We start from the raw sequence: 23,582 nt of genomic DNA, 5'->3' as shown, positions 1-23,582 counted from the left end.
CACCCGTCTCCCCACCAGGCATTCCAAGCTGCAACCGCTCCGGCGCTGATACGGGTGTGTCAGTAGGGAACTACTGATATGGCACGGCCCGGCACATTCCGCTTCCTGAAGCCCGACCACCCCGAAGTGATCGCCGACGCAGTAGGTGTCGACGGGGTCTTCCCCATACTCCCCCCGAAATTCGAGCCGTTGATCGGCGAGCCGAACCTGGACGACGGGGTGCCACCAACCGAGCTCGGCAAAGCCGTTATGGATTGGTACGGCAAGGCACATGGATGCCATCCGTCAGCAACGCCGGCCAGTGTGGTCCGTGCGATCGAGGCGATCTCAGCCACCAAGCACAACGTCAGCGCAGTCCGACGCGCCAATTGGCGACGTAACCACGCTGGGCAGTTCTCTGTGGCGCAGCTGGAAGTCTTCGTCCCGTTGGTGCGCCCGGCTACCGTCCAGCCCCGGATGGCAGCGTCGGCCCAGCGGAAGATGCGACGGGACGGAGAGTCCCTCATCCATGAAGTGGGCGCCAACCTGAGGATCCACGCCCGATCCGCCGACCATCTCCGCCTCATCACCGACGCGCAAAAGGAGGTCCGTAAGCCAGACGCCTATATCACCTCTGCTGAGAAGGAATTTGCTGATTCACTCGCGTTGGAGGGCATCCGAGAGGAGTTGCGCGGCTACGTCTACGACCTCCACGTGTCGGAGGACGAGCATGGCCACATCGTCGAGACTGACGACGGTTGGACTCGGGTGACCGTTGCCCAGTCATTCATGGGGCAGTTGATGATGACGAGCGCCGATCTCTCCACCCTGCACTGGGAGAATCCAGACGGCACTCACACCGTTCGCTGCCACACGCCCGACTCAATCTTGGCGGCGCATAGCGCGCTCCGGTTCGAGGAGGCGCCCTTCGAGGTCTGGCCTAGTCCTCAGACTCGGGCTGGGGTCGAAGCATGGGTGGCTGGAGCGTCCCCCGAGGCGCTCGCGACCATCAGGATGATGACGGCCCGCATGGACATCGGCATCGCTGTCCGGCCGTACCGGGAGAACACCGATCACGATGTGGTGTACGCCGACATGGCGCGGTTCCACGTCAAAGGCCAGAACCCGACGCTGTGGGGGAAGGCTGACGATGAGGCGTTCAAAGCACGCACTGTCGTTAACGATCTGGTGCGGCATAACTTCATCACCACTGAAGAGCGCAAGATCTTCTTCGGTGACGTAGAGGTGCCCTGGGCAGATGATAGCCAGCAAGCCCCATATCGAAACCGGGTTGTGGCAACCGTCGCGGTGATGGCCTCCACGGTCGTGGACGACCCAGCGGTTCCGGGGCGATACCCCACAGTGCGCCAGACCCTCAAGCGGCTACGCGTTTCGAACTCCCCACTGCAGGCAGCCACGACGACTGCCTCTCTCGCCGGACTCGTTGCCGGACTCGACGGCGATGGAGAGATGGGCCAGTTCACCGCGGCAATCTCCCGCTCATTCCGCAAGCCGGAACTGCGCGATATTCGGCAGCAGACTGGTAACTGGACCCGGTTGATCGATCTCGACACCAGCCGGATTGCCGATGGGGCACGCAAGGAGCTGTTGAATGCCATCAGCGCTGGCAACCCACGCGAGCTAGGTGAGCATCAACGTGCCCTCGCTGTCATGGCGTTGGTCGCACATGCTGCAAATCCTGCATTGCGGAACTACCGCTACGCCTTCGGCAAGGACGAGAATGGCGAGGTACGGACCCGCCGGCTCCCGTCCTCATTGACGATCTCCGGTCGCGGCGGCCGCGGCGGTGTGACCAAAGTCGAGGCGGACGTTATTTGCTTCCACGCCGTCCGCTCGCCTCAAGGCATCGATCAACTCGAAGCAATCATTGACGCAGCCACTATCGCGACTCCGGTCGTTCCACGAGACCCGGAGACCCACGAGGAGATGCTCGAGGAGTGGTTGCGCCTCCGCTGGTACAAGTCACCCGACAGCAGCGGCAAGCCAGCCGATCGGGCTGACACTGCTGACCCCTACGCCGGCAGTCCCTCACAACTTGAACTCGATCTACGTGAGGAAGCCAATCAACCCGACGGTCCCGGGACGGAAGGTATCGATGGACTGTCCAACGATAAGGACTGGGGTGAGGCGATGGTCGCCCTGGTCAACGCCATCGACGACCTCGCCAACAGGGTCTCGGTGCTCTCGCAGATCCGAGCGAACGCTCAGTTGGCAGGCGTCGACGAGGACGACTTCGATCCTGAGGACGAGAGCGTTCCCTTCATGATCGACAAGGTCGGGATCGACCTGGAGGTAGAGAACGGGGCAGACGAATCCCTGGACAAGCTCCGCAATTTCCTCAAGCGCGGCGTCGTCGCCTACCTCAAGCAGCAGGTGCGGCAGTGACCCGGCCGGCCCCCGACGGCCGCGCACCGGGCCGGGTTGAGGTGAATCCTGAAGGACGGCCGGTAGTTCTCCGACCAGACGGGGTCACGGATCAGTGGTGGGACTCAATGGTGAACCTGATCCGGCCCAATGCATATGGCATTGCACCGGCAGCGGTAACAGTGCATCGACATCGCGCGGCGGTCCTGCCCAAGCTCCTAACTCGTCACCCCGCCACGGTCATCCATTGGGTGTGGACACACGCGGCCGTACGTCTGCGTGATGGCGTCGCCAAAGGCTCAACCGAGCTAGACCGACTGCTCGTCACTGATATCAACGCGCAGTCTGAGTGGCCGGCTGACGTTGACTTGACCACGCTGGGATTTGTCCGAGAGCTTCGCCCATTCCAACGGATCGCCGTGGCGCGCCTGCTGTTCGCGGGCGGAGGGGCAAACTTCTCCGTCCCTGGCTCCGGAAAGACCACAGTGGCCTACGCCGTCTTCACAGCACTGCGTTCACGTGGTTCGGCACATGCGATGCTTGTAGTTGCGCCACCGTCCGCCTTCGAGGCTTGGGAGGAAGAAGCCCAAGCATGCTTTGCTGACGGCCTAGCTCCGGTCGTCGCCATTCGCCCAGATAGTCCCGCCCGTCGGGACACAGTCGTGGTACTCAATTACGAGCGCCTGGGCGACACCGCCGTCCGAGCAGGGCTCGCCGGCTGGGCTCGCAACCGCAAGGTCCTCACCGTCTTCGACGAGGCTCATCGAGCGAAGGCGGGCGCAGCATCAAGACGCGGTGCTGAAGCTGCCGCACTCTCACATCGGTCAGACTCGACGATGGTGCTGACCGGAACTCCGATGCCGAACAAGCCCTCGGATCTTGAGTCCGTCTTCGACCTTGTCTGGCCGGGCCAAGGGGGTCGGCTCGTCCACGGCGACCTGTCTCACCTCAGAGAGCGCGCTTACGTACGAGCCACCAAGGAGGACTTGGATCTCCCGCCGCTAGACGTGCGGGTCGAACGGATTGCACTGGATGGCCCCCATCGGGCCCTATACGACGCGATGACAGCACGAGTTTCGGCATGGGCGCACGCGGCGCGAGACACCGACAACCTCGCAGCTGAAGCAGGGCGCGCACTGATGCACCTGATCGCAGCCGCAACCAACCCCGCGGCCGTATTTAGGCCTGGTCGGCCCTGGTCGATCCCCTTCGATCGCCCTGAGTTCGTCGATCTTCGCTCATTGATCGACGACCCCACCAGACACGTCCGCCCTGCCAAGATCGTGCGCGCGGCCCAGCTCGTCGCAGAGAATCGAGCGCTTGGCCGCAAGACCGTCGTGTGGTCCAGCTTCGTCGCCAACATCACTGCACTCACGACAGCGCTGAACCAGCACAATCCAGCTGTGATCACTGGGGCAACTCCTGTCGATGATGCAGCGGCACCAACCGATCGCCGACGGCAGCTGGAGCAGTTTCGATGGAGTGATGACTGCTGGGCACTCATTGCAACGCCTCAGACCCTCGGAGAGGGCGTCTCTCTACATCACGCCGCAGTCGACCAGGTACACGTCGACCGGGGTTACTCAGCGGGTACGTGGCTGCAAGCGATCGACAGGACACACCGCCTTGGCTTGCCCCCACGTTCACGTCCCACATGCACTGTCCTGACTGCTGAGGACACGATCGACGAACGCGTCTCCACAGTCCTCAATGCCAAGGTCGCGGCCTTGGCTGTGGCACTGAATGATCACACCCTCCTGCCGGTTGCTGACCCGACCATGACGGATGGTGATTCCGTGGCCGCAGTTTTGGGTGACGTCGATGCACTCCGGGAACTGCTACATCCGCAAGGTCAGGACATGGAACGAAGTGAGCGGTGACTCGGTCACTGGCCCACCCCAGCCTCCCGACTCTGCCGTCCTAGAGAGGCAACGTAGACGACCGCTGGTCTCAGTCTCGGTCTCGTTCACCGCCGTTCAGCGATACATCCGTAGCGGTTGGGCTCATGACCAGAAGCCGTAGGTCAGGACACACACGTCCCTTACTGATCGTTTCAGAATGCGCTCCATAGCCGCCTCAAGCAGATGATGGCGCAGGCGAGTTGGAGGAGTCCATGGTGTAGGTCGGCGCGTATCTCGTAGCGGATGGCGTAGGCGTTTGAAACTCCTCGACGACTGAAGGCCGTCCGGCCAGCCCGTCCCATTCCGAAACGATCAGTGAGTGTCACCAGCTCCGGGATCCTGCCGATGAAGGGCGGAACAGCCAACGCTAAGGCCGCGTCGTGGAGAATGGGTCCGATCGAGCCCCGCGGGAGGACCGAGGGGTACCGGGGTGCACGGGCGAAGGCGGCATGGATTCCTTTGAGCTGGGGCGGCTGACAGACCACGACTTCGAGGAGGTGTGCCGGGACCTGTTTACGGAGCTCCTGGGCGTGCCACTGGAGATCTTTCCGCGCGGCCGGGACCGGGGCGTCGACCTGCGCCATGCCCCGGAGGGCGGTCCTTGCACGATTGTCCAGTGCAAGCATTGGTACCGCAGCGGCCGCGCGAAACTCCTGGCCCACCTGACCGACGAGGAGGTCCCCAAGGTCGCCGCTCTGAACCCGGACCGCTATGTCGTCGCCACCACGGTCGAGTTGACCGTCGACGCGAAGGAAAAGCTGCGCGCTGCCTTCGCCCCGCACATCCGGTCCACCGAGGACATCCACGGCGTGGATGACATCGTGGCCGCCCTGCGGGAGCGACCGCAGCTGGTGGAGCGGCACTTCCGGCTCTGGCTCAGCGGTACGGCGGCACTTGGCGCGCTGCTACACAAGGGCCCGCTATTGCGCTCCGACTGGCTGCGGCGCGAGCTGGCGAAGGTGGCCCAGACGTTCGTCCCGCACGAGGGCTTCGCGCGTGCCCGGCGGCTCCTCGACGAGCAGCACGTGTGCATCGTGACCGGCATCCCCGGTGCCGGGAAGACCACGGTCGCGCGCATGCTCGCCGCCTGGCGGATGGGCCACGGCTGGGAGGTGCATGAGATCAGCGAGGACATCGACGAGGTCACAGAACTCTGGCGCGACGACGTGCCCCAACTCTTCCTCTACGACGACTTCCTGGGCCAGACCACGCTGCTGCCCCAGTTCGGCAAGAACGAGGACGCGCGCCTGCTGTCCGTGATACGCGCGATACGAGACGCGCCCGACAAGGCCTTGGTCATGACGACCCGCCACTACATCCTGGAGGAGGCGGGCCGCAAGCACGATCGGCTGGCCTCTGACGATGTGCGGGACGCTCTCACTGGTATTCGCCTCACCGACCTGGATCTGCTGACCCGCGGGCGGATCCTCTACAACCACGTTCACCGCTCGGCTCTCCGTCCACGACAGAAAAGGCAGTTTGCCGCCCGCGACGTCTGGCTGCCCGTGGTTAGCCACCGCAACTTCAGCCCGCGCCTGATCGAGGAGACTCTGCGCATCGACCTGAAGCGCGAACCGGACGTCGCTACCGCCATGGTCGCCAACCTGGACAATCCTCAGCGGATATGGGAACGCATCGTCGAGAACGAACTCACGGAAGAAGCCGTGCACTTGCTGGAGATCCTCTTCACGTACGAGTCCGTCGGACTCGTCGAACTGGAGGAGACTTGGACCTGGTATCGCCGGGAATTGGACCGAGAGGCGGACGGCCGCCGCTTCCGTCTCGCGCTCCAGGTGCTCGACGGAACCATGCTCGTCATCGACGAAGGTGCCGTCTCCTTCCATAACCCGTCGATCGCCGACTACATCCGCTTCCATCTCAACGCCGGCCGGGGGCAGTTGGGTGCACTGCTCGCCTCCTGCGGCGAGATGCAGCAGGTCGAACGCCTCGTGGATGCCGGACGGTTGGCGGACGGCGGCGGCATTCTCGCACAACTGATTCAGCTTAAGGAGGAGTTGACCTCCGCAGTCCTTGGGGCAAAAGACACCGTGGAGGACGACAGCGAGTACCACCTTGAGTGGACCCTCGACACTGCGGAGATCATAGGCTCCTCGTCACTGGCGGACTACGTGGCGCAACGGGCCCTGGAACTGCCGCGGTGGTCGGAGAACACGAAGGATCTGCTCCGGCTCGCGAACTCGCTGGACGGCAGCCGACTGATCACGCAGGAGGTCTCCGACGAGTTCCGCGCCCTGGTCGACGACCATGTCAGCAGCCAGATCTCGGAGCGTGTGGCCGCCGGCTGGGTCGAGGTGAACAACTGGTATGCGTATCTTGACGAGCCGATCGGATGGTTCGCCGAGGGAACGCCGCTGCTGGACGACATGGTGGAGTGTGCCCTGGAGGAACTGCGTGAACTCGCCGCCGAACCCGGGGGCCTCAGCGAGACCAGCATCGGTTTTCTCGAAGCGCTGCTGAGCTTCCTTGCCGACAACGAGGCCCACCTGCTGTACGAGGAAGAGTTCAGGGCCGTCGACCGGGTACGGGAGCAGCTAACCCAGGCGCGGGAGGCGGCATGGCGCTCCCTGGCCGAGCGCTCACCGGACCGAGGCCGACCGGTCAAGCTGCCAGCCAACCCCCTTCGTGAGCAGGGCGTCGTCGCGGAGTTCATGAGCAACCTCGGCAACGCGGAGTCGGACGGGCTGGGCTGAACAGTTGCCCTTAATGAGCCCCAAGAGGAAGCCCTGAAAAGCCCTTGGGGCAGCCCCTAACGAGCATCATCGACCGCTGCTCCGGCGACCGCCTGGCCGCGCGTAAGCACAAGACTTCAGCGCCTCAACTCACCGCGATGATCGTGCGCGTCATCAGCTAACAGACCACCCTCACTACCGCTGATGGCCACCGGCACCTCGATCGAGTGGACGACGGCCGCTTCCACCACAGTGGCCTGAGATTCCAGTCAGCAAGACCGGGAACCGGCAACTCTGCTGCCAGTCCCGGCCTTGCTGATGAGTTCACTTGCCTCCAGGTCGATCTTCACTCGTCCGTGTCGGGCGGCAGGTGGCTGCCACCAGCTGCGCTTGTAAGGTCAGGCCGTGTCCAATTTCCCGCTGTTCGACATGGCCCAGCAGGAGCTGCCCGAGGTTCCCCCCGAGGCAGTCGAGCATGGCGAGGTCTTCACCCGCCGCTGGGTAGTCGAGTTGATGCTCGACTTGCTCGGCTACACGCCCGGGAAGGACCTGTGCCTCGCGACAATCGTGGAACCCGCCTGCGGCGAGGGCGCGTTTCTCGGAGCCATTGCGTCACGGATCAGCGCCTCGTGTCGTTCTCACCACCGACCTATCACCGATGCTGTTGCCGCGGTCCGAGCGTTTGATCTCTTGCCTCCCCACGTTGAGCAGAGCCGGAAGCTGGTGGTAGAGCGCCTGCACGCCGATGGATGGGACTCGCTTGACGCGGCCGACGTAGCAGCAGCGTGGGTTCAGCAGGGGGACTATCTGCTTCAGGCGGACTCGGAACATCCTGCAGACTTCGTGGTCGGTAACCCTCCGTACATCAGACTTGAAGACGTACCAGACGATCGCATGGCGGCTTACCGCAGCGCTTGCTCCACTATGGGCGGGCGAGCAGACATCTATGTGGGCTTCTACGAGAAGGCGCTGAGAAGCCTCAAGCCCCAGGGCCGATTGGGCTTCATCTGCGCCGACCGCTGGATGCGCAACCAATACGGGCGCAGATTGCGTCAGTTGGTGACGCGGCACTTCTGCATGGACGTGGTCCTGGCCATGCACGACGTGGACGCATTCCATGATCAGGTCTCTGCCTATCCAGCGATCACGATCATCTCGAACAAGTCGCAAAGCGCCGCGGTCGCTGCGGACACCTCCAGGTCATTCGGACAGGACGAGGCACGCAGCTTCCTGAAATGGTGCACAGCTGCCGTACAGACTCCGATCACCACTAAGTCGTTCCAGGCAGTGCGCCTACCCCGCTGGTTTCCGGAGGAGGACTCTTGGCCGGCCGCGTCACCTGCCCGGCTCGCAGTGCTCAAGGAGCTGGGCGAACGATTCCGGCTGCTGGAGGACGGGACTACGGGAACTCGTGTGGGCATCGGCATCGCCACAGGCGCTGACAAGGTCTTTCTCACCAAGGACGCAAGCCTGGCCGAGGAGGACCGGCTTCTTCCGATGGCTATGGTCCGCGACACCACCAGCGGCCGCCTCCACTGGAGCGGTACCTACTTGATGAACCCCTGGACCAGACACGGTGAGCTGGTGGATCTTGCTGACTACCCGCGCCTGGCTTCCCACTTCGAGCAGTACGGCGACGCCTTGCGTAAGCGATACATCGCAGCCAAGGCACCAGCCCGGTGGTACAAGACCATCGACAAGGTCGATCACCGGCTGACGCAACGACAGAAGCTGCTTCTGCCTGACATGAAACTGACGATCCATCCGGTGCTTGATGAGGGCGGGCTGTACCCTCACCACAACCTGTACTACATCGTCTCGGACGTCTGGGACATGCGCGTACTCGGGGGCCTGCTGCTGTCCAAGATCGCGGAGGCGTTCGTGGAGGCATACGCGGTGAAGATGCGTGGGGGGACCCTTCGTTTCCAGGCCCAATACCTCCGCAAGATCCGCGTGCCGGATCCGGACGCGATCGCTGAGTGCGATCGGGCGGCTTTGGCTGAAGCCTTCGACCAGCGAGATGTGAATGCCGCCACCGAGGCTGCGTTGCGTGTCTACGGGCTCGCCGAGCTGCCTGACTAGGAGGAACGGTCCTTGACGGTCACCCGCCAAGACTTCGAGGAAGCTGTCGCAGCGTACTGGGGCGCCAAGCAGACGCAGATCGACCAGTCTGCGATCAAGAAGGCAGTCGGAGCAGGGACGGCAGGTTCCGTGAGAGGCGGCAAGCACTTCGACCCCATCGCCACGCTTCTGGCGAAGTTCTTTCTCGAAGCCGGCTACCCACCCGAGAGCATCCGGATCAGCAAGCCGCAGGGTCTCGAACTGCCCGGCTACTACAGGCCGCAGAAGCAGTGGGATGTTGTCGTGGCATACGAGGACACCCTCGTAGCGGCCTTCGAGCTGAAGGCACTCGGCGGACCGTCGTTCGGCAACAACTACAACAACCGAGTCGAAGAAGCCCTCGGTAGCGCCGTGGATCTACGTCGAGCGGCCCTGGCCGACCTGTACCCGGGGGAGAAGCCGTGGCTCGGCTACTTCTTCATCATGCAGGACGAGGAAGGCTCACGTCGGCCTGTCCGGACCGCGAAGGGTGCACTGCCCGTCGACCACATCTGGCACGGAACCTCTTACCAAGACCGCTTCGGCATCTTTTGCGAACGGCTCATGTCTGAGCAGCTCTACGACGCAGTCTGCTACGTCACTTCCTCAGCCTCTGACTCCAAACCGACCGAGCCAGTACCCAGCCTCGACTGGCGACACTTCTCAGCCGCCATAAACTCGCGCCTCTCCTACCTGGAGGAACTGGGTCTACCCAAAGCGGATTGGCCCCAGAGCACACTCTTCACCGACCCGACGAACTGAGCGTCAGCACCGCACCAACCCCTGAGGGGCGACGAGGTCGTCAGCCGGTCTACCCCGAGGAAGCCATCAATGGGCACCGCGCGTTCATCGCCCGCCGACGCGAGCTGGGGCCCAGCGAGGAGGGCCGGTCCCACCAAGAAGGAGCGGGAGGAGTTCCTCGGCCACTTCGAACTCGCCAGGTGGCGCTCGGTGACTGCGGACGCGCCTACGGCTCCAGCTGTTTCCACGAGCACAGCTGTGTCAGATGTCCGCTATCCGACCCAACGGCCCCGTCCCCTCGACATCCGCGACAACCTCATCGCCTAGACCGCCGCCGTCGTTGATCTCGGCATGCCCGGCCCTGCAGATGTTGCGGCACGCACTGCGTCAGCCGACAGGAGGGGCTGACGCAGGTGGGTGCGGCCGCCTCGGCGGCCGCACCCAGAGCCTTACTTACCGAGGATCGGAGTCGAGGAACTCCCGCAGTGCCTGCCCTGACAAGACACGAACCGGGTTACGCGCCGCCTGCAGCGGCAGCTTCTTCCCCAGCGCCCACTGGAAACGGGGCGCGGGTCGCAGATCGAAGACGTACTTGCCGCCGGCCTCCTCGTCCGGCTCGGCACCCAGGATCTCGAAGGCTCCCACGCAGACCTGTCCATCAACGAAGGCCAACAGGTAGTCGCCGTGCTGCTCGATAGTCTCCGCCGCGAACTTCCACCAACGGGATGCTCCGGCCTCGACGGTCTCGCCGTCCTTCAGGGACTGCCGCACGTCCACTGCCAGCATCTAACCCCCAACTGTTGACTTGTTCGACTGAGTTGTTCAGCCGCTGCAACGACTCTAACGCCCCATGACAGGCTTATCAACCTATAAAACCTGTCGATCACGTTGAGGAGTTGGTCCAGGGAGGCTTGCGGTGGACGCTCGTGTGCTACCGCCCGGGTACCTGACTTCGGCTGACATCGTCCTGGGGGGTGCCTCTATGTCTTTCGTCAAGCGGTGGCTGGGGTGCGGGGTTCGTAGTAGGTGCCGTCTCTGAGCATGGCGAAGAGGACGCTGGTGCGGTGGCGGGCGAGGCGGAGGAGGGCTTGAGTGTGGGTTTTGCCTCGGGCTCGGCATCTGTCGTAGTAGCCACGGGAGTTGGGGTCGTGGAGGGCAGCGAAGGCGGAGAGGAACATCGCGCGTTTGAGCTGCCGGTTTCCGCTTCTGGGGGCGTGTTCGCCGTGGATCGAGGTCCCGGAGGATCTTGTCGCCGGTGCCAGGCCGGCGTAGGAGGCCAGGTGGGCGGCGCTCGGGAACGAGCTGCCGTCGCCGATGGTGACCAGGAGAGTGGCGGCGGTCCTGACGCCGACGCCGGGCATCGACGTCAGGACCTTGGAAAGAGGGTGGGCCTCCAGCAGGGTCTCGATCTGGGCTTCCAGGGTTCGGCGTTGTTCGTGGACGGCCGCGAGGGACTTGGCCAGGGACGGCACGATCACGTCCAGGGTGGAGGTTCCGGGAACGATGACGGTCTGTTCGTCGAGGGCGGCGAAGACGTCGTCGACGAGCCGTTCAGCCATGCGGGGAGCCCTGGGTCGGATGACCTCGACCAGTCGGCGGCGGCCGGCCTTGCGCAGAGCGGCCGGGGAACCGTAGCGCTCCAGGAGCCAGCTGACGGCCTGATGGTCCAGCCGTGGGCCGAGGACGCGTTCCAGGCTGGGGTGGAACTGGGTGAGCAGGCCTCGGATGCGGTTGGAGGTGCGGGTGGCCTCGGCGGCCAGGTCCTGGTCGAAGCCGACGAGCACGGTCAGCTCGGCCGTGGTCTCATCGCCCACCTCCAGCGAGCGCAGGGTGTGGGGCATGGTGCGGGCCGCATCCGCGATGACCGTTGCGTCTTTCGCGTCGGTCTTGGCCTCACCGGGATACAAGTCGGCGATCCGCCGCATCGCCAGGCCAGGCAGGTAGGCGACCTGGCAACCGGCGTCCCGGGCGACCGCAAGGGGCAGAGCGCCGATGGAGGCGGGCTGGTCCACGACCACCAGGACGGTGCCGAACTTGTCGCGGAGTTTGTCGAAGGCGGCCCGCAGTTTCGGCTCGTTGTTCGGCAGCGCCTTGTCGAACACCTTCTTCCCGGCCGGGGTCAGCCCGTGGCCGTGATGTGCGCTCTTGCCGACGTCCAGGCCGAAGAAGACGCCTACGTCGCTGATGTCGGTCACCGTGCCCCCACGTGTGTTGATGCCATGCCGGCCTCAGTGTTGGGTCCGCACGCGCGCATCCACGTTATGCAGACCTGCCGCCCCCACATGGCCGGGCATTGCGCCCGGCCGGGCGGTGGTCGGACCTCTTATCAGCGTCTCCGACGGCACCCCTCGGACCCGGTGACACCACCCCCCAGGTCATCGACTTCGACAGGGGGCAACAGTCATACCGGGCCCGGAGGCCAGCGGCCCCATTGCAGGACCGCGAAAAACATAACGGGGGCGAGTGGTCGTCGGGTTGCAAGGTGCATCTCTGCAGTGCAGTGACCATGCAGGATCTGTGAGCGCGACCGGCTAGTCATCACGAGAAGGAGAGTCCGCCCCACGGGCTGAAGGCGTGATGTCCTCTCGACGAAGTGTGATGTTGTGCTTACCGTAGGTTTTAGGTGGATGCGGGGCGCGTTGACCCTTGGGGGCGGAATGCAACGCAAGGACAGGTTCCGGCGCATCGTCAGTGAATTTGGTGCGACCTGTAAGCAAGCGTTGCAGCACGGGCAGCAGGAGGCTGCCATCCGTCGGGCGGTGGAGACCCTTCTCGCTGATGCGGCAGGAGCGTTTGGGCTACAGGCCGTCTTACATGCCGAAGTAGCCATCTCCGCTCACCGGATACGACCCGACCTGGCAGTACGGATCGGGAAGTTCCCCCGCAACATCGTCGGCTACGTCGAGCTGAAAAGCCCAGACAAGAGTGTGATCCATCCCGGCGGCCTGAACCAGCGCGATCGCCGCCAGTGGGAGGGCATGGCGAAACTGCCGAACCTCATCTACACCAACGGCCAAACCTGGATCATGTATCGCTCGGGCCGACAGTACGGTGACACGATCCACCTCGAGGGCGATTTACGAACGGCCGGCTCCCGCCTGCGGGTGCCAGTGGCCAGTGAAGCCGCCTTTGAAGCGATGCTGGACGCATTCTTCGGTTGGCAACCGCATCCACTGACCTCGATGCGCGAGGTGGTTGCCAGGGTGGCTCCCTTGTGCACTCTCCTGCGGGACGCAGTCCACGACCGCCTAGACGCCGAAGACGGCCTTCCACGCCACCAACGCCCCTTCACGGACCTGGCTTCCACGCTCGAGGTCGACCTTTTCCCGACCACGGACGACCGAGACAAGCGAGCGGCCTTCGCCGACCGCTACGCCCAGTCCGTTACCTTCGCTCTCCTACTCGCTGGCTCCAACAGCGCTGACAGCGAGGGTGCGTTGACCGGGATGAGCCTGCACGAGATAGGACGGCGTCTGGGGGCAGAGCACTCCGTCATGGGTCGTGCCCTGCAGATCCTCACAGACCAGGTCGAAGGAGAATTCCGCGACAGTCTCGACATGCTGACTCGTGTCATCGACGCGATTGACTGGAAGAAGGCCTTGGCCGGGGAGCCGGGCTTCCACATCCATCTCTACGAGCACTTCCTGCAGGAGTATGACGCCGAACTACGCAAAGACTCCGGCACCTACTACACCCCCGCTCCACTGATGACCGAGATGATCCGCCTTGTCGACGAGGTGCTGGCCACCAGGCTGGATTGCCCTGACGGCTTCGCCGACCCGGGTGTTTCCATCATCGACCCCGCCATGGGCACCGGCACGTTCCTCACCGGCATCATCGACCTCGTCGCCCGCAAGCAAACCGAGGGCGGCAACGAAGGCTTCCGTTCCGAGTCCGTACAAGAACTCGCCGGCCGACTAATCGGGTTCGAAAAACAGATGGGAGCCTTTGCCGTCGCTCAGATGCGCGTCGGACAGATGCTGCGCCAGCTCAATGCCCGCGTCCGGCTGCGCGACATGCGCCTGCACCTGGCCGACACCCTCGCCGACCCATGGCGGCGCAACGAACTATTCGACCGGTACGGCGCCTTATGGGGTCCCCTACGCGATGACGCCGAAGCGGCCAGCACCATCCAGCGCGACGAACGCATCACCGTTGTCATAGGCAACCCTCCGCACCGCGAACAGGCAGAAGGCCAGGGCGGATGGATCGAGAAAGGCTCACGAGGCCGCGGCTCCCCGCCCCTAGATGCCTTCCGGCTGCGCGGTGCGGCAGGCGTCTACGAGAACAAACTGAAGAACCTATGCACCTATTTCTGGCGCTGGGCCACCCACAAAGTCTTCAACCAGCACGACGATCGCCGCCACGGCATTGTCTGCTTCGTCAGCACCGCCGGATTCATCCGCGGTTTCGGCTTCCAGGGCATGCGCTCCTACCTACGGCACACCTGCACCGAAGGATGGATCATCGATCTTACCCCCGAAACCAAGAGAGCTTCGCTCAACAGCCGTTTCTTCCCTGGGGTCCAGCAAGAGTTAGCCATTGCCATCTTCGTCCGCCGACAAGGCGAGCGCAGCGACAAGCTAGCTCCGGTCCACTACGCAGCCGTCCACGGCACCCGCGAATACAAGGAACAGCAATTGCAAGACCTGCACATCGGTGGACCTGGTTGGCACACCTCCCGCCCTGCGGAGGCCGCCCCGTTCACGCCCGCTTCCCAGAGCGGCTGGGATGACTTTCCTGCACTCACCGACCTCATGCCCTGGTACAAACCCGGCATTACAACAAACCGGAACTGGGTAATCAGCCCGTCGAAAGCCACCCTGCGACGACGCTGGGACCGGCTCATCCAGGAACGCGAACCTGCCACCAAGCAGGCGCTGTTCAAGAAGACTGACAGCCGCGCCTTAGACAAAGAAGCTCCCCAGATCCCGGGCCACCCCCACCCTCGAATCCTGATCAGGAACGAACACGGCTCATGTCCTCAACCGGAGCGCATCGCCCGCCGAGCCCTAGACCGCCAGTGGCTCATACCGGACGGCCGCCTCATCGACCGCGCACGCCCCGACCTTTGGCATGCGGCCGTTGACGATCAAATCTTCGTCACTGAGCAGCACACCCAACGCTTGCGGACTGGCCCTGCACTGCTGTTCACGGCTCTCATCCCCGATGTCCACTACTTCAATGGCAATGGAGGACGCGTCCTTCCTCTGCTTCATGCTGACCGGATTCCCAACGTCACGCCCGGCTTGCAAAACCATCTCGCGAACTCCTACGGCCTCCGGGACGTCCCACCCGCAGATCTCCTCGCCTACATTGCCGCCATCACAGCACATCCCGCGTTCACAGAGCGCTACGCCGAGGACCTCAACTCCCCTGGTGTGCGGGTCCCTTTGACTGCTGATCGCGACCTGTGGCACGAATCCGTCAGCTTGGGACGCCACATCTTGTGGGCCTCCACCTTCGGCGCCCGCTGCATCAACCCCGACGAGGGCCGCCCCCTAGGCACATCGAACTCCTGGCGACGACTACATCCCGAGATCAAGTACGCGCGAGAAGTCGAGCCGAGTGCGCTCCCCTCCACCATCCGCTACGACAGCGAAAACGAACACCTGATAATCGAGGGGGGCATCTTTACCGGTGTCACGCCCCGCATGCGCAACTACACCACCGGCGGGCGCAACGTCCTCGATAGCTGGCTTGCCTACCGCAGCAACCGCACCGCCGGCAAAGTGACCAGCGAACTCGACAGTGAACGCCCCGAGCGCTGGGAGCACGACTGGAGCCGGGAACTCGTCGAAGTCCTTGCGGTGCTCAGCCAGCTCACCACGCTGGAACCGCAGCAGGCGGAGCTACTCAACCGCATTTTGGCCGCCCCGCTGATCGACGTCGCTGAACTCTCGCGACGACGTATCCTCCCTGTCCCTGAGCATGCAAAGCACGCTCACGCTGTAGAGCCCGGCTTTTTGCCCGGCATGGAGACGGTTGACGGCCAACCGCCTGCGCCCGTGGACCCCCTATCCCTCCCGGACGACAGCCCAAGTGCTGCCCAGCGCAGGGCGCACTCACATGTGCGACCCGCCCCTCACGCTCGACGGCGTCGTGGCTCCGCCTGATAGGCGTCACCTCACAGGTGATCTCCAGTCTGTGGGTAGTTGACCATGCAAGCGGTAGTTTCTTGATCGTGTCACGAGTGCGCGCCGACGGGCTGTCGGTGACGGAACAAATGAAGCTTCCGGCTCCAACTCGTCCCTACGCCCTAAGGGGCGCTAAAATCCGGGCAGGCGACCACGCTCGCCGTTACGCCGGACCTGGGTTCCTCCCGCAGCCACCCAGGGTTGAGGGCGCAAAGCGCCGTCGGGCGCGCGTGATCCAAAGCTGCCGTTCCTCCTATTGGGGCGCAGTGGGCGGGAGCACTGAAGCGTGCCCACCGGGAGCCGGACATGACGCTCAACAGGGACATCGCCACACTCGCTCGCCGCATCCAGCGCGAGTCCGGGGATGTCATCCCCTTCCAGCAGGCACGGTTGGTTGCTGCGCGCGAGTTGGGCGGGCTGCCCGTCCACACCATGGATCCCGATGAGCGGATCCCGCTCCGCTTCCAGTACACCGGGGAGAGCGAACCCGCAGCTCGAGCAGCGATCAGTAACGACACGCATGGGCTGGGCCTGGACCATTGCTCGGACGACCAGCGTGCCTTCCGGGCTCTGCTGGCGCTCGCGCTTTTCAACGGCGATGTGTACACCGGTCCGACGGCGCGGTGGAACTTTGCCGTTGTCGCCTCGTACGACCCGGTGATGTCACCCCGCCGGGACCAGTTGGTGATGGTCGCGGAGCGTGCCCCCGAGAACGTGGCAACTCGGCTGCTGGACACTGCAGGGGAGGGTTCACGTGGCGTTCCTGGACTACGACACGAGGTCAGCTACATCTGCCATGGGGAGCCCTCCCTCTGTTTGCGCCACCTCCCCACCGGCGCACTGCTGACGATCACCGGTGATCCGGACGGATGCCGGCGCGGTACCAAGCGAAGCCGCGTGCCACTGCACTCCTATCTCACGGTGGAGCACAGCCTCACAGCGTCCGAGCGCCGCGCGCTTGCTGCGGTCCCATCGATGTCGGTGGACGCCACCACTCTGCTGTCTGGCCTCGTCTCCCGCTACAACCTCTTGGATCGGCGCGGTCGCTGGGCGACCAGTTTGTCCTGGGATCCCCTGGAGCGGCGCGAAACTGAACGCAGGAGGGAACCGGAGGTGATCCGGCACGGCGCGGTACGTCGGCTTTGGGGTGCCGGTGACTCGTGGGTGTTCCGGTGGACCGGCTATCCCGAACCCCGCGACCTTGCTCTGGCCCTGACTCACCGGGAGGTCGGAGTCAAAGGGGCGAAATTCATCCGCCACGGTGATGCCTACCGGGTAGTGCTGGGCACCGCCTCGCTCGACCTGTGCGACGGGGAGGGCTGACGCATGCAGTTCCTAACCGACCACCCTGGGTCCGTGCCGGTGCTGGTGGTCGCCGTCGTCTTCGGAGTCCTCCGCTTCACGGTCCCGAAGGAGTCTCGCCACCGGCTGGAGCTGTGGAAGGCGTTCCTCGAACACCGACGTCAGCGATGGCAAGTAAAGGAGCGTCGCCGCAGGTTTGGAAAGTCCAGCAAGACTGGCCGACCGGATCATCCTGCTTGAGCGGCGCGACGGTACCGATCCGCCCGACAGCACCGTCTGTAGAGGACAAACACCACTAGTAGGACCCCCAACCGGAGCTACTGGCTTCTGGACCGTATGGGCTCCAGCCCTTCAGGTATGGCTTCAGCTCCTCGGACTTCGGCTGTCGCGGGGTGGGCTTGGCCGGTAGCTCCTGCAGTGGGTCGAGTCGCTGGATGTAGGCGTGTGCCCAAGTCAACCATTCTCTGGTCGAGGCAGTTTCTTCCTCTTCGTTTCCGTCCGCCGCTGCCAGGCGTTGTTCCAGCGCTTCGCAGTAGTCACGGAGAGCTGCTGCTTCCCGCCATTTCCTCGCTTGTTCGGTGAGTGCGCTGGCCAACTGCGCCTCGACGGCTTGCTCTTTCGCCTTGTCCATAGCCTCTTGCCAGCGGACCTTGCGCTCGGCCTGCGCACGTTCCTGATCTACATTGCGCTGGGCATCCTCTACAGCGCGAGCCTCGATCTCCCGGAGCACGGCGCCGAGGGTGTCCTCCAGCGTCCAACGCTTGCGGTCGCCCCACTGGCGGCGTCGTCCGTCGTACCGGCCGTAGCCGAGGTCGATCATGAGCTTCGACGCACGGTCGGCATCCTGGGACTGCGGGTACTCCCGCTTGATCGTGACGGTGTAGGTGAAGTCCCCAACGGACAGGCTTATCTCCCCCTCCCGGCGCGAGTAACGGGACGGGAAGTGCTGGCCGTTGTAGGAGTACGCGTGGCTTCGGTGACGGCTGGCGACTGGGTGCTCCTCCACCCTGTGGCCCCGCCGCACGGCTTCGGCTGCCAACCCCTGAAGGAGCAGGAGAGCGCGACGACGCATTGCCGCCGGCATCACCAGTCGGTCCTGGTCGTCTCGAAGGGCGGCCACCACCGGATGCGGCGAGCGCAGTTGAGACGGCACCGGTACCGCCGGGGCCTCGTCCGGCGACTGCTTGTTCGTGTTGGGGTGAGGTCCGTCCAGCAGTGAAATCTGCAAGTCACGGGTGCGGTTGAACAGGCGCTGCTTCTCGATGCGCTTGCCTTCGGGGACGAGACCGTGTCTCTTTGCGAAGTCGACGATCCGTCGCCACTCCGTGATCTCTTCCTCGGTCGGGGCGGAGATGGTGACCTGCCGCTTGGCGGTGAGTTGCTCGACCAGCTGGATCGCCTTCGCCCGTCGAGCGAGGGGGATGGGCCTCTCGCTGTACGGAGTTGGCTTCTTCGGCGCGCTTTTCGCAGCCCGTGGTCGGCGTTTCGTTGCCGTCGGATGTGTATCTCTGCTTCCGGTGTTCGGAGTGCTGGACGCAGTGGCGGTCGAGGCGGCCGGTTTGTCCTGTGCGTGCGCAGGATCGTCAGGGTGGTGACCGTGCTGGAGGTAGAACTTCCCGGCGTCGGTGACCTCGGTCAGGAGCTTGCCCCGTCGGCGAGTGATCACCAAGAGACCCCTGTCGCGCAAGGCGTAGGCCGAACGCCTTTGGCTTGCAGGCTGTTCGTCGAGTTCTTCGCCCGCGTCGAGGCGGCCAAGGAGCGTACGTTGCCGATCGTTCAGCGGTGACCAGCGATACATGCTGTCAGCTCACACCGAAACTCCATGCCCGGCAATCACTCGTGAGGGGGAACGAAGCAGCTCCTTGCAGGAGATCTGCGGTGCTCGGTGCGTGAGCGATGCGTGAGCGGACGGGACAGCACACCTTGGATCAGGGATCACCGGTCACCAGAGCGCCCGTCGCTGACCAGCCAAAACGACATCCCGCCCCAGAGTTCAGCACACCCCGTCATGATCTTGCAGGCCTCGTAATGCGTAGGTCGGGGGTTCGACTCCCCCAGGCGGCTCACAGGTCAGAGGCCCCTTCCGGCGACGGGAGGGGCCTCTTTGGTTTCGGGTGCACATTTCGCTGTTGGTTCGAGGCGCCGTCGGACCTCGAGATGATCCGCAGTTGACGGACACCCCGGCCGTCCGAGCCGGTGCCGCCCTTGCGGCAGGTCCCCTTTCCGACAACTCGAAGTACCCTCCGGTTCTTGGCTGTTGTCGGCATCTTTGCTGTCGGCATGAGGGGGTACTGAATCTCCCTTTTCCCCGGGGGCGTTCGCAACCACCGGCAGAAAATCAAGATCGGTCCCAGTGCGCAGTGGCCCGGCCCGGCGGGGAGTATCGGTTCCGCGCTCATCGGGCTCGGCGGGATGTCGGGTTCTGCAAGACTGCTGCAATGATCACGAATACCACTGGGGACTGGGAGCAGCGATGCGCTGCGCTTTGGGACAGGTTCGATGAGTGTGAGCCGGCCGACTTCCGGTCGAAGATGCAGGAATTGTCCGATGAGCTCCCGGAGGAGCATCCGGCTGCCTGCTTCGAGCGGGCCTCCGCCTACGACGCCACGGACCTGGGGGAGCACGCCGTCCCGCTCTATCGGAAGGCCCTTGCGGGAGGGCTGGGGGGTGAGCGTCGTCGCCAGGCCGTCATCCAGTTGGCCAGCACTCTGCGCGCCCTCGGTGATCCGGAGGCCAGCGTCGAACTGCTCGCTGCGGAAAGGGAGAACGGCTCCGACTGTCTCGATGACGCCGTGGAAGCGTTTCTCTCCCTTGCGCTCATGGATGTCGGTCGGGAGCGGGATGCCGCGGTGGTCGCGCTGGGCGCACTCTCCCGGCACCTGCCGCGCTATCGGCGGTCATTGGCCGCATACGTCGAGGCCGCAGCTCAACAGCCCTTCAGGGGCTGAAGGTTGGCGGTCGGAGCCGCCTCACCTTTACAGGATCACCTGTCGATTGTCGAGAGCGTGACCCAGGTCACACTCTACCCAGAACTATAATTTCCGGTCGGTCGTATGCTTAGATTTGGAGGCACGGCAAACGGGGGGAAGAAGATCAATCCGACCTCCCGTGACAGTGCACCACCAACAGGAGGAATCCATGGCGGAACAGACTGTCACCACCCCGGCCAAGGAACTGCTGAGCGGCCTGTACGCGCAGGGCGCTGAGCATGACGCCGACTGGACCGGTGTCTCCGACGACAAGCTTCAGGTGCTGCGTGAGGCCGCCGACTCCGGCGACACCGCGCTCCAGTCGCTGATGACCAACCTCGCCTTCTCCAAGTTCCAGGGTGAGGCCGACCAGGCGCAGCGTCTCTCTTCCGCGCTGGCCGGCATCAAGCAGTTCATGGTCGCGGAGATCTTCGATGAGCTGCCGAACACATCCATCGACGAGCTGAGGGCCGCGGCTGAGGCCGCCGGGTACGACGTGGAGATCCTCGGCTGACCCGATCTCAGTGAGGTGCGCCGGGCTGAGCAGGCACGAAAACCCTCTCTCGGCCCGGCGCACCGTGACGGAGCTACCCGCAGCAGTCGTGAGAAGGGGAAACATCGGCATGAGTTTCGCGATCGACGGCCTGACGTGGCGGGAGAACTGGCGGATCGACAACGGGCAGGACTCCTACGTCGTGCCGTTCCCGCACCTGCGCCCGTCCACGATCGTCTTCCACGGGGAGACGAGATTCTCCTACGGGCACTACGGAATCCACCTGGGACAGGCTGACCAGCTCACTTTCCTGGGCCCTTCGTCGGGGACCGTGACGGGGTACTTCATCGACACTCGTGCCGGTTCCCCCACTGCCGGAACCCGGGAAGTGCACACCTGGAGTCCCACGTCCGAGCGTGCCCTGTACATCCCTCCGGGAGTGGCCCACACCTTCGACGGCCTGGAGTTCGTCAACACCATCAACACCTACGAACTGTTCCTGCCGGATCCGCAGGAATGGGTTCACGGGAATCTGAAGTGGCAGCCGGACGCGGACATCATCAACCTGCCTCTCGACGTCAAGGACGACGATCTGCCGTTCTTCACGCCGAACAGGCACCCGGCAGGCCAGCTGTGGTACGACCTCGTGGCCGCGCAGCAGCGGGCCATGATCCCGAAGATCACACACGAGTATCCGGTCACCCGTGAGGTGAAGATGGCCGACGGGAGCCTGCGCAGGATCGAGTTGCGCAAGCGCCTGGACCGGGACGCTTCTCCGCAGTGGGAAGCAGTCGCCGGTATCCCCGGCCTGGGATGGGTCGCGCACCCGGTGGTCCACAACGGGCCGGAGTCCGGTTTCTCCGCGCTGCTGGACCGGTCCCCGCTGTACTTCATCGACCACGGTGAGACCGGGTACAGCAACGACGCCTACGGCATTCACCTGGGCCAGGAGGACCGGCTGACATTCCTCGGCCCGCGCAGCCAGAAGGTCACCGTCCACTTCATCGACACCCGTTCCTCCTCGCCGACGTTCGGCCGCGAGGTGTCCTACACCTTCACCCCCGACGCGCAGCGCTACCTGCTCATCCCCCCGGGGGTGGGGCACGCCTTCGAGGGGATCGAGAAGGTGTACACCGTGAATCGCCCGCGCACGCTGCTGCCGGCTGACGGAGCCGAATACCGGCCGGGAAACGACGTGATCGACTGGCCCAAGGAGAAGCGTCCCGTCCCGGAGTTGGAGCCCAACGTGGTCCCGGCTCCGAAGGAGTTCTACGAACAGCAGGCCGCGGACCAGGCGCAGCTCCGGAAGATGCCGAACCAGCACGGCACCCCCGCGGTGATGATGGTGCAGGGGGCGGACGGCAAGTACGTACGCATCGCGCTGCGCAAGAAGAAGACCGGCGAAGTCGCTGCCTGACCCCCTATCCGTCCGGGGCCGTGCCGCGAAGGAGGCGGTCCGGCCCCGGGATTCGTATGAAGGACACGCTCCCCAGCCATGTTCAAGTCACTCGCGCCCCTGAGACACGCTCCGTTCCGCAATCTGTTCTTATCCGGCCTCGTCAGCATGTTCGGGGACGGCGTGTGGTTGGTCGCCATTCCATGGATCACCATCGAATTGGGGGGAAACTCCGATGAGTTGGCGGCCGTGGTCGGTGCCGAGTCCGTCGGCCTCGTGATGTTCGTCCTGGTCGGAGGAGCCCTCGCGGACCGCTATCCGCGCAAGCACGTGGTGGCCTTCTCCCACGTGGTCGCCTTCGCGGTCCTGACTCTGCTGGCCGCCGCGTTCGTGGTGGGGCAGCTGCACGTGTGGCAGCTCGTGATCGCCGGATTCGTCCTCGGCGCCTCCGCCGCCGTCTCCGGGCCCGCCATGGACGCCATGACTCCGGACCTCGTCCCCGCGGAGGACCTGCACGCGGCGAACGCCCTGGACACGGTGTTGCGCAATCTGGTTCTGAGGATGGGCGGGCCCGCCCTCGGCGGGGTGCTGATCGCGGTCTTCAGCCCGCTCCTCGTCGTCGTGCTGAACGCCGCCAGCTTCGCCTTGGCGGCCGTCCTCGCGTGGATGGTCGTCCCCCTGCGCGCGCAGACCGCCGAGAACGACAGTGCGGAGAACGTCCCGTACCGGAAGGCCCTCGGCTATCTGGCCTCGCAGCGTTGGCTGTGGGTCCTGATCGTGTGGTCGGGGCTGGTGTTGCTGCTGCAGACCGGTCCCCGCCAAGTACTCCTGCCCTTCATCATCCACGACGACATGCACGCCGGGCCCCGCGCCTACGGGCTCGTACTGACCTCGTTCGGGATCGCTGCGACCATCGGTTCGCTGGTGCTGGCCTCCCGCCCCCTGCCCCGTCGCTATCCCCTGTTCATGCTGATCGCGTGGACGATCGGCGCCCTGCCCCTGGCAGGCATGGCGTTCGCCCCCGGGGTGTGGGCCCTGCTCCTGCTCGGTCTCGTCTACGGTTTCTTCTCCGCCGTCGGCAACGTCTACTGGTCCACACTCATCCAGACCCGCGTACCCGACAACGTACGAGGCAGGGTGATCAGCATCGACTGGCTCGGCTCGCTCATCCTCGTACCGATCTCGATGGCACTGGCCGGGATCGGTGGAGCGCAGAGTCTCAGCACCTGGCTGTTCGTCATCGGCGGCCTGCTGCCCGTACTGCTGACGTTGGTCACGCTGAAGTACGTCGACTTCCGCGCGATCGAGAAGGACGACCAGACGGACGCGAAGGACGGCCAGGACGAGGGGAGGGAGAGGGAGTCGTCCCCCGGTCCGGGGCCGGCCGGCCGCGAAGGAGCGGTTCTCGAAGCACCTGTGAGGGACTGACCCGGGGCCGGGTGCCGGCCTCGGGCGCTGATCGGTTCTGGACCGGCTGACGTTGTGCCGG

The 23,582-nt window shown here is 64.5% G+C and carries 15 protein-coding genes; 12 read left to right on the top strand and 3 right to left on the bottom strand.

The features are described from left to right. The first annotated feature begins 78 nt into the window (after positions 1-78). The 6 genes from EV375_RS16645 to EV375_RS29155 all read left to right on the top strand — a co-directional run bounded on the left by EV375_RS16645 (position 79) and on the right by EV375_RS29155 (position 10,123). The gene (locus tag EV375_RS16645) at positions 79-2,385 is read left to right on the top strand and encodes a hypothetical protein (RefSeq protein WP_130300125.1); all 2,307 of its coding nucleotides are present in this window, start codon (positions 79-81) and stop codon (positions 2,383-2,385) included. Positions 2,386-2,492: 107 nt separating this feature from the next. Further along, entirely contained in the window at positions 2,493-4,244 is a 1,752-nt protein-coding gene (locus tag EV375_RS16640; RefSeq protein ID WP_130300124.1) for a DEAD/DEAH box helicase, read from the top strand. 470 nt (positions 4,245-4,714) lie between these two features. Continuing rightward, complete coding sequence (locus EV375_RS16630) at positions 4,715-6,976, top strand: nSTAND3 domain-containing NTPase (protein ID WP_130300123.1); 2,262 nt, start codon at positions 4,715-4,717, stop codon at positions 6,974-6,976. A gap of 384 nt (positions 6,977-7,360) precedes the next feature. Continuing rightward, positions 7,361-9,037: an Eco57I restriction-modification methylase domain-containing protein gene (locus EV375_RS16625; RefSeq protein WP_486588519.1), complete on the top strand. Its 1,677-nt coding sequence runs from the start codon at positions 7,361-7,363 to the stop codon at positions 9,035-9,037. Between the two features lie 12 nt (positions 9,038-9,049). After that, positions 9,050-9,817, top strand: a complete 768-nt coding sequence (locus tag EV375_RS16620) for a PaeR7I family type II restriction endonuclease (RefSeq protein WP_130300122.1) — start codon at positions 9,050-9,052, stop codon at positions 9,815-9,817. Positions 9,818-9,886: 69 nt separating this feature from the next. Then, positions 9,887-10,123, top strand: a complete 237-nt coding sequence (locus EV375_RS29155; RefSeq protein WP_165434749.1) for a hypothetical protein — start codon at positions 9,887-9,889, stop codon at positions 10,121-10,123. Positions 10,124-10,249: 126 nt separating this feature from the next. Here EV375_RS29155 and EV375_RS16615 read toward each other — a convergent pair whose 3' ends face one another. Beyond that, positions 10,250-10,582 carry a hypothetical protein gene (locus tag EV375_RS16615; RefSeq protein WP_130300121.1) on the bottom strand — a complete coding sequence of 111 codons (333 nt, stop codon included), beginning with the start codon at positions 10,580-10,582 and terminating at the stop codon, positions 10,250-10,252. 206 nt (positions 10,583-10,788) lie between these two features. Beyond that, positions 10,789-11,991, bottom strand: coding sequence for an IS110 family RNA-guided transposase (locus tag EV375_RS16610; protein WP_130300120.1), 1,203 nt, complete (start codon positions 11,989-11,991; stop codon positions 10,789-10,791). Positions 11,992-12,453: 462 nt separating this feature from the next. Between EV375_RS16610 and EV375_RS16605 the strand changes: the two genes are divergently transcribed. Then, complete coding sequence (locus EV375_RS16605; protein WP_165434748.1) at positions 12,454-15,912, top strand: type ISP restriction/modification enzyme; 3,459 nt, start codon at positions 12,454-12,456, stop codon at positions 15,910-15,912. 327 nt (positions 15,913-16,239) lie between these two features. Then, positions 16,240-17,256 carry a hypothetical protein gene (locus EV375_RS16600; RefSeq protein ID WP_130300118.1) on the top strand — a complete coding sequence of 339 codons (1,017 nt, stop codon included), beginning with the start codon at positions 16,240-16,242 and terminating at the stop codon, positions 17,254-17,256. Between the two features lie 274 nt (positions 17,257-17,530). Here EV375_RS16600 and EV375_RS16595 read toward each other — a convergent pair whose 3' ends face one another. Continuing rightward, positions 17,531-19,033 carry a hypothetical protein gene (locus EV375_RS16595; protein WP_130300117.1) on the bottom strand — a complete coding sequence of 501 codons (1,503 nt, stop codon included), beginning with the start codon at positions 19,031-19,033 and terminating at the stop codon, positions 17,531-17,533. A gap of 640 nt (positions 19,034-19,673) precedes the next feature. Here EV375_RS16595 and EV375_RS16590 point away from each other — a divergent pair. From EV375_RS16590 to EV375_RS16575, 4 genes are all read left to right on the top strand, one after another. Beyond that, positions 19,674-20,183, top strand: coding sequence for a tetratricopeptide repeat protein (locus EV375_RS16590; protein ID WP_207228141.1), 510 nt, complete (start codon positions 19,674-19,676; stop codon positions 20,181-20,183). A gap of 190 nt (positions 20,184-20,373) precedes the next feature. Continuing rightward, a complete protein-coding gene (locus EV375_RS16585; RefSeq protein ID WP_130300116.1) occupies positions 20,374-20,718 on the top strand; it encodes a hypothetical protein in 345 nt (114 codons plus the stop codon). Positions 20,719-20,827: 109 nt separating this feature from the next. After that, positions 20,828-22,114 (top strand): dTDP-4-dehydrorhamnose 3,5-epimerase family protein, encoded by a 1,287-nt coding sequence (locus tag EV375_RS16580; RefSeq protein WP_130300115.1) that lies wholly within the window; start codon positions 20,828-20,830, stop codon positions 22,112-22,114. A gap of 78 nt (positions 22,115-22,192) precedes the next feature. Then, on the top strand, positions 22,193-23,521 hold the full coding sequence (locus EV375_RS16575) for an MFS transporter (protein ID WP_130300114.1): 1,329 nt from the start codon (positions 22,193-22,195) through the stop codon (positions 23,519-23,521). Positions 23,522-23,582 lie beyond the last annotated feature (61 nt).

The organism is Streptomyces sp. CNZ301, assembly GCF_004217425.1.
This window is presented reverse-complemented; position numbering and strand designations above follow the sequence as displayed.

Excerpts from the sequence above, each read along its gene's own strand:
- EV375_RS16645 (WP_130300125.1), top strand. The coding sequence starts at position 79 with ATGGCACGGCCCGGCACATTCCGCTTCCTGAAGCCCGACCACCCCGAA.
- EV375_RS16640 (WP_130300124.1), top strand. The coding sequence starts at position 2,493 with ATGGTGAACCTGATCCGGCCCAATGCATATGGCATTGCACCGGCAGCG.
- EV375_RS16630 (WP_130300123.1), top strand. The coding sequence starts at position 4,715 with ATGGATTCCTTTGAGCTGGGGCGGCTGACAGACCACGACTTCGAGGAG.
- EV375_RS29155 (WP_165434749.1), top strand. The coding sequence starts at position 9,887 with ATGGGCACCGCGCGTTCATCGCCCGCCGACGCGAGCTGGGGCCCAGCG.
- EV375_RS16615 (WP_130300121.1), bottom strand. The coding sequence starts at position 10,582 with ATGCTGGCAGTGGACGTGCGGCAGTCCCTGAAGGACGGCGAGACCGTC.
- EV375_RS16605 (WP_165434748.1), top strand. The coding sequence starts at position 12,454 with ATGCAACGCAAGGACAGGTTCCGGCGCATCGTCAGTGAATTTGGTGCG.
- EV375_RS16600 (WP_130300118.1), top strand. The coding sequence starts at position 16,240 with ATGACGCTCAACAGGGACATCGCCACACTCGCTCGCCGCATCCAGCGC.
- EV375_RS16595 (WP_130300117.1), bottom strand. The coding sequence starts at position 19,033 with ATGTATCGCTGGTCACCGCTGAACGATCGGCAACGTACGCTCCTTGGC.
- EV375_RS16590 (WP_207228141.1), top strand. The coding sequence starts at position 19,674 with ATGATCACGAATACCACTGGGGACTGGGAGCAGCGATGCGCTGCGCTT.
- EV375_RS16585 (WP_130300116.1), top strand. The coding sequence starts at position 20,374 with ATGGCGGAACAGACTGTCACCACCCCGGCCAAGGAACTGCTGAGCGGC.
- EV375_RS16580 (WP_130300115.1), top strand. The coding sequence starts at position 20,828 with ATGAGTTTCGCGATCGACGGCCTGACGTGGCGGGAGAACTGGCGGATC.
- EV375_RS16575 (WP_130300114.1), top strand. The coding sequence starts at position 22,193 with ATGTTCAAGTCACTCGCGCCCCTGAGACACGCTCCGTTCCGCAATCTG.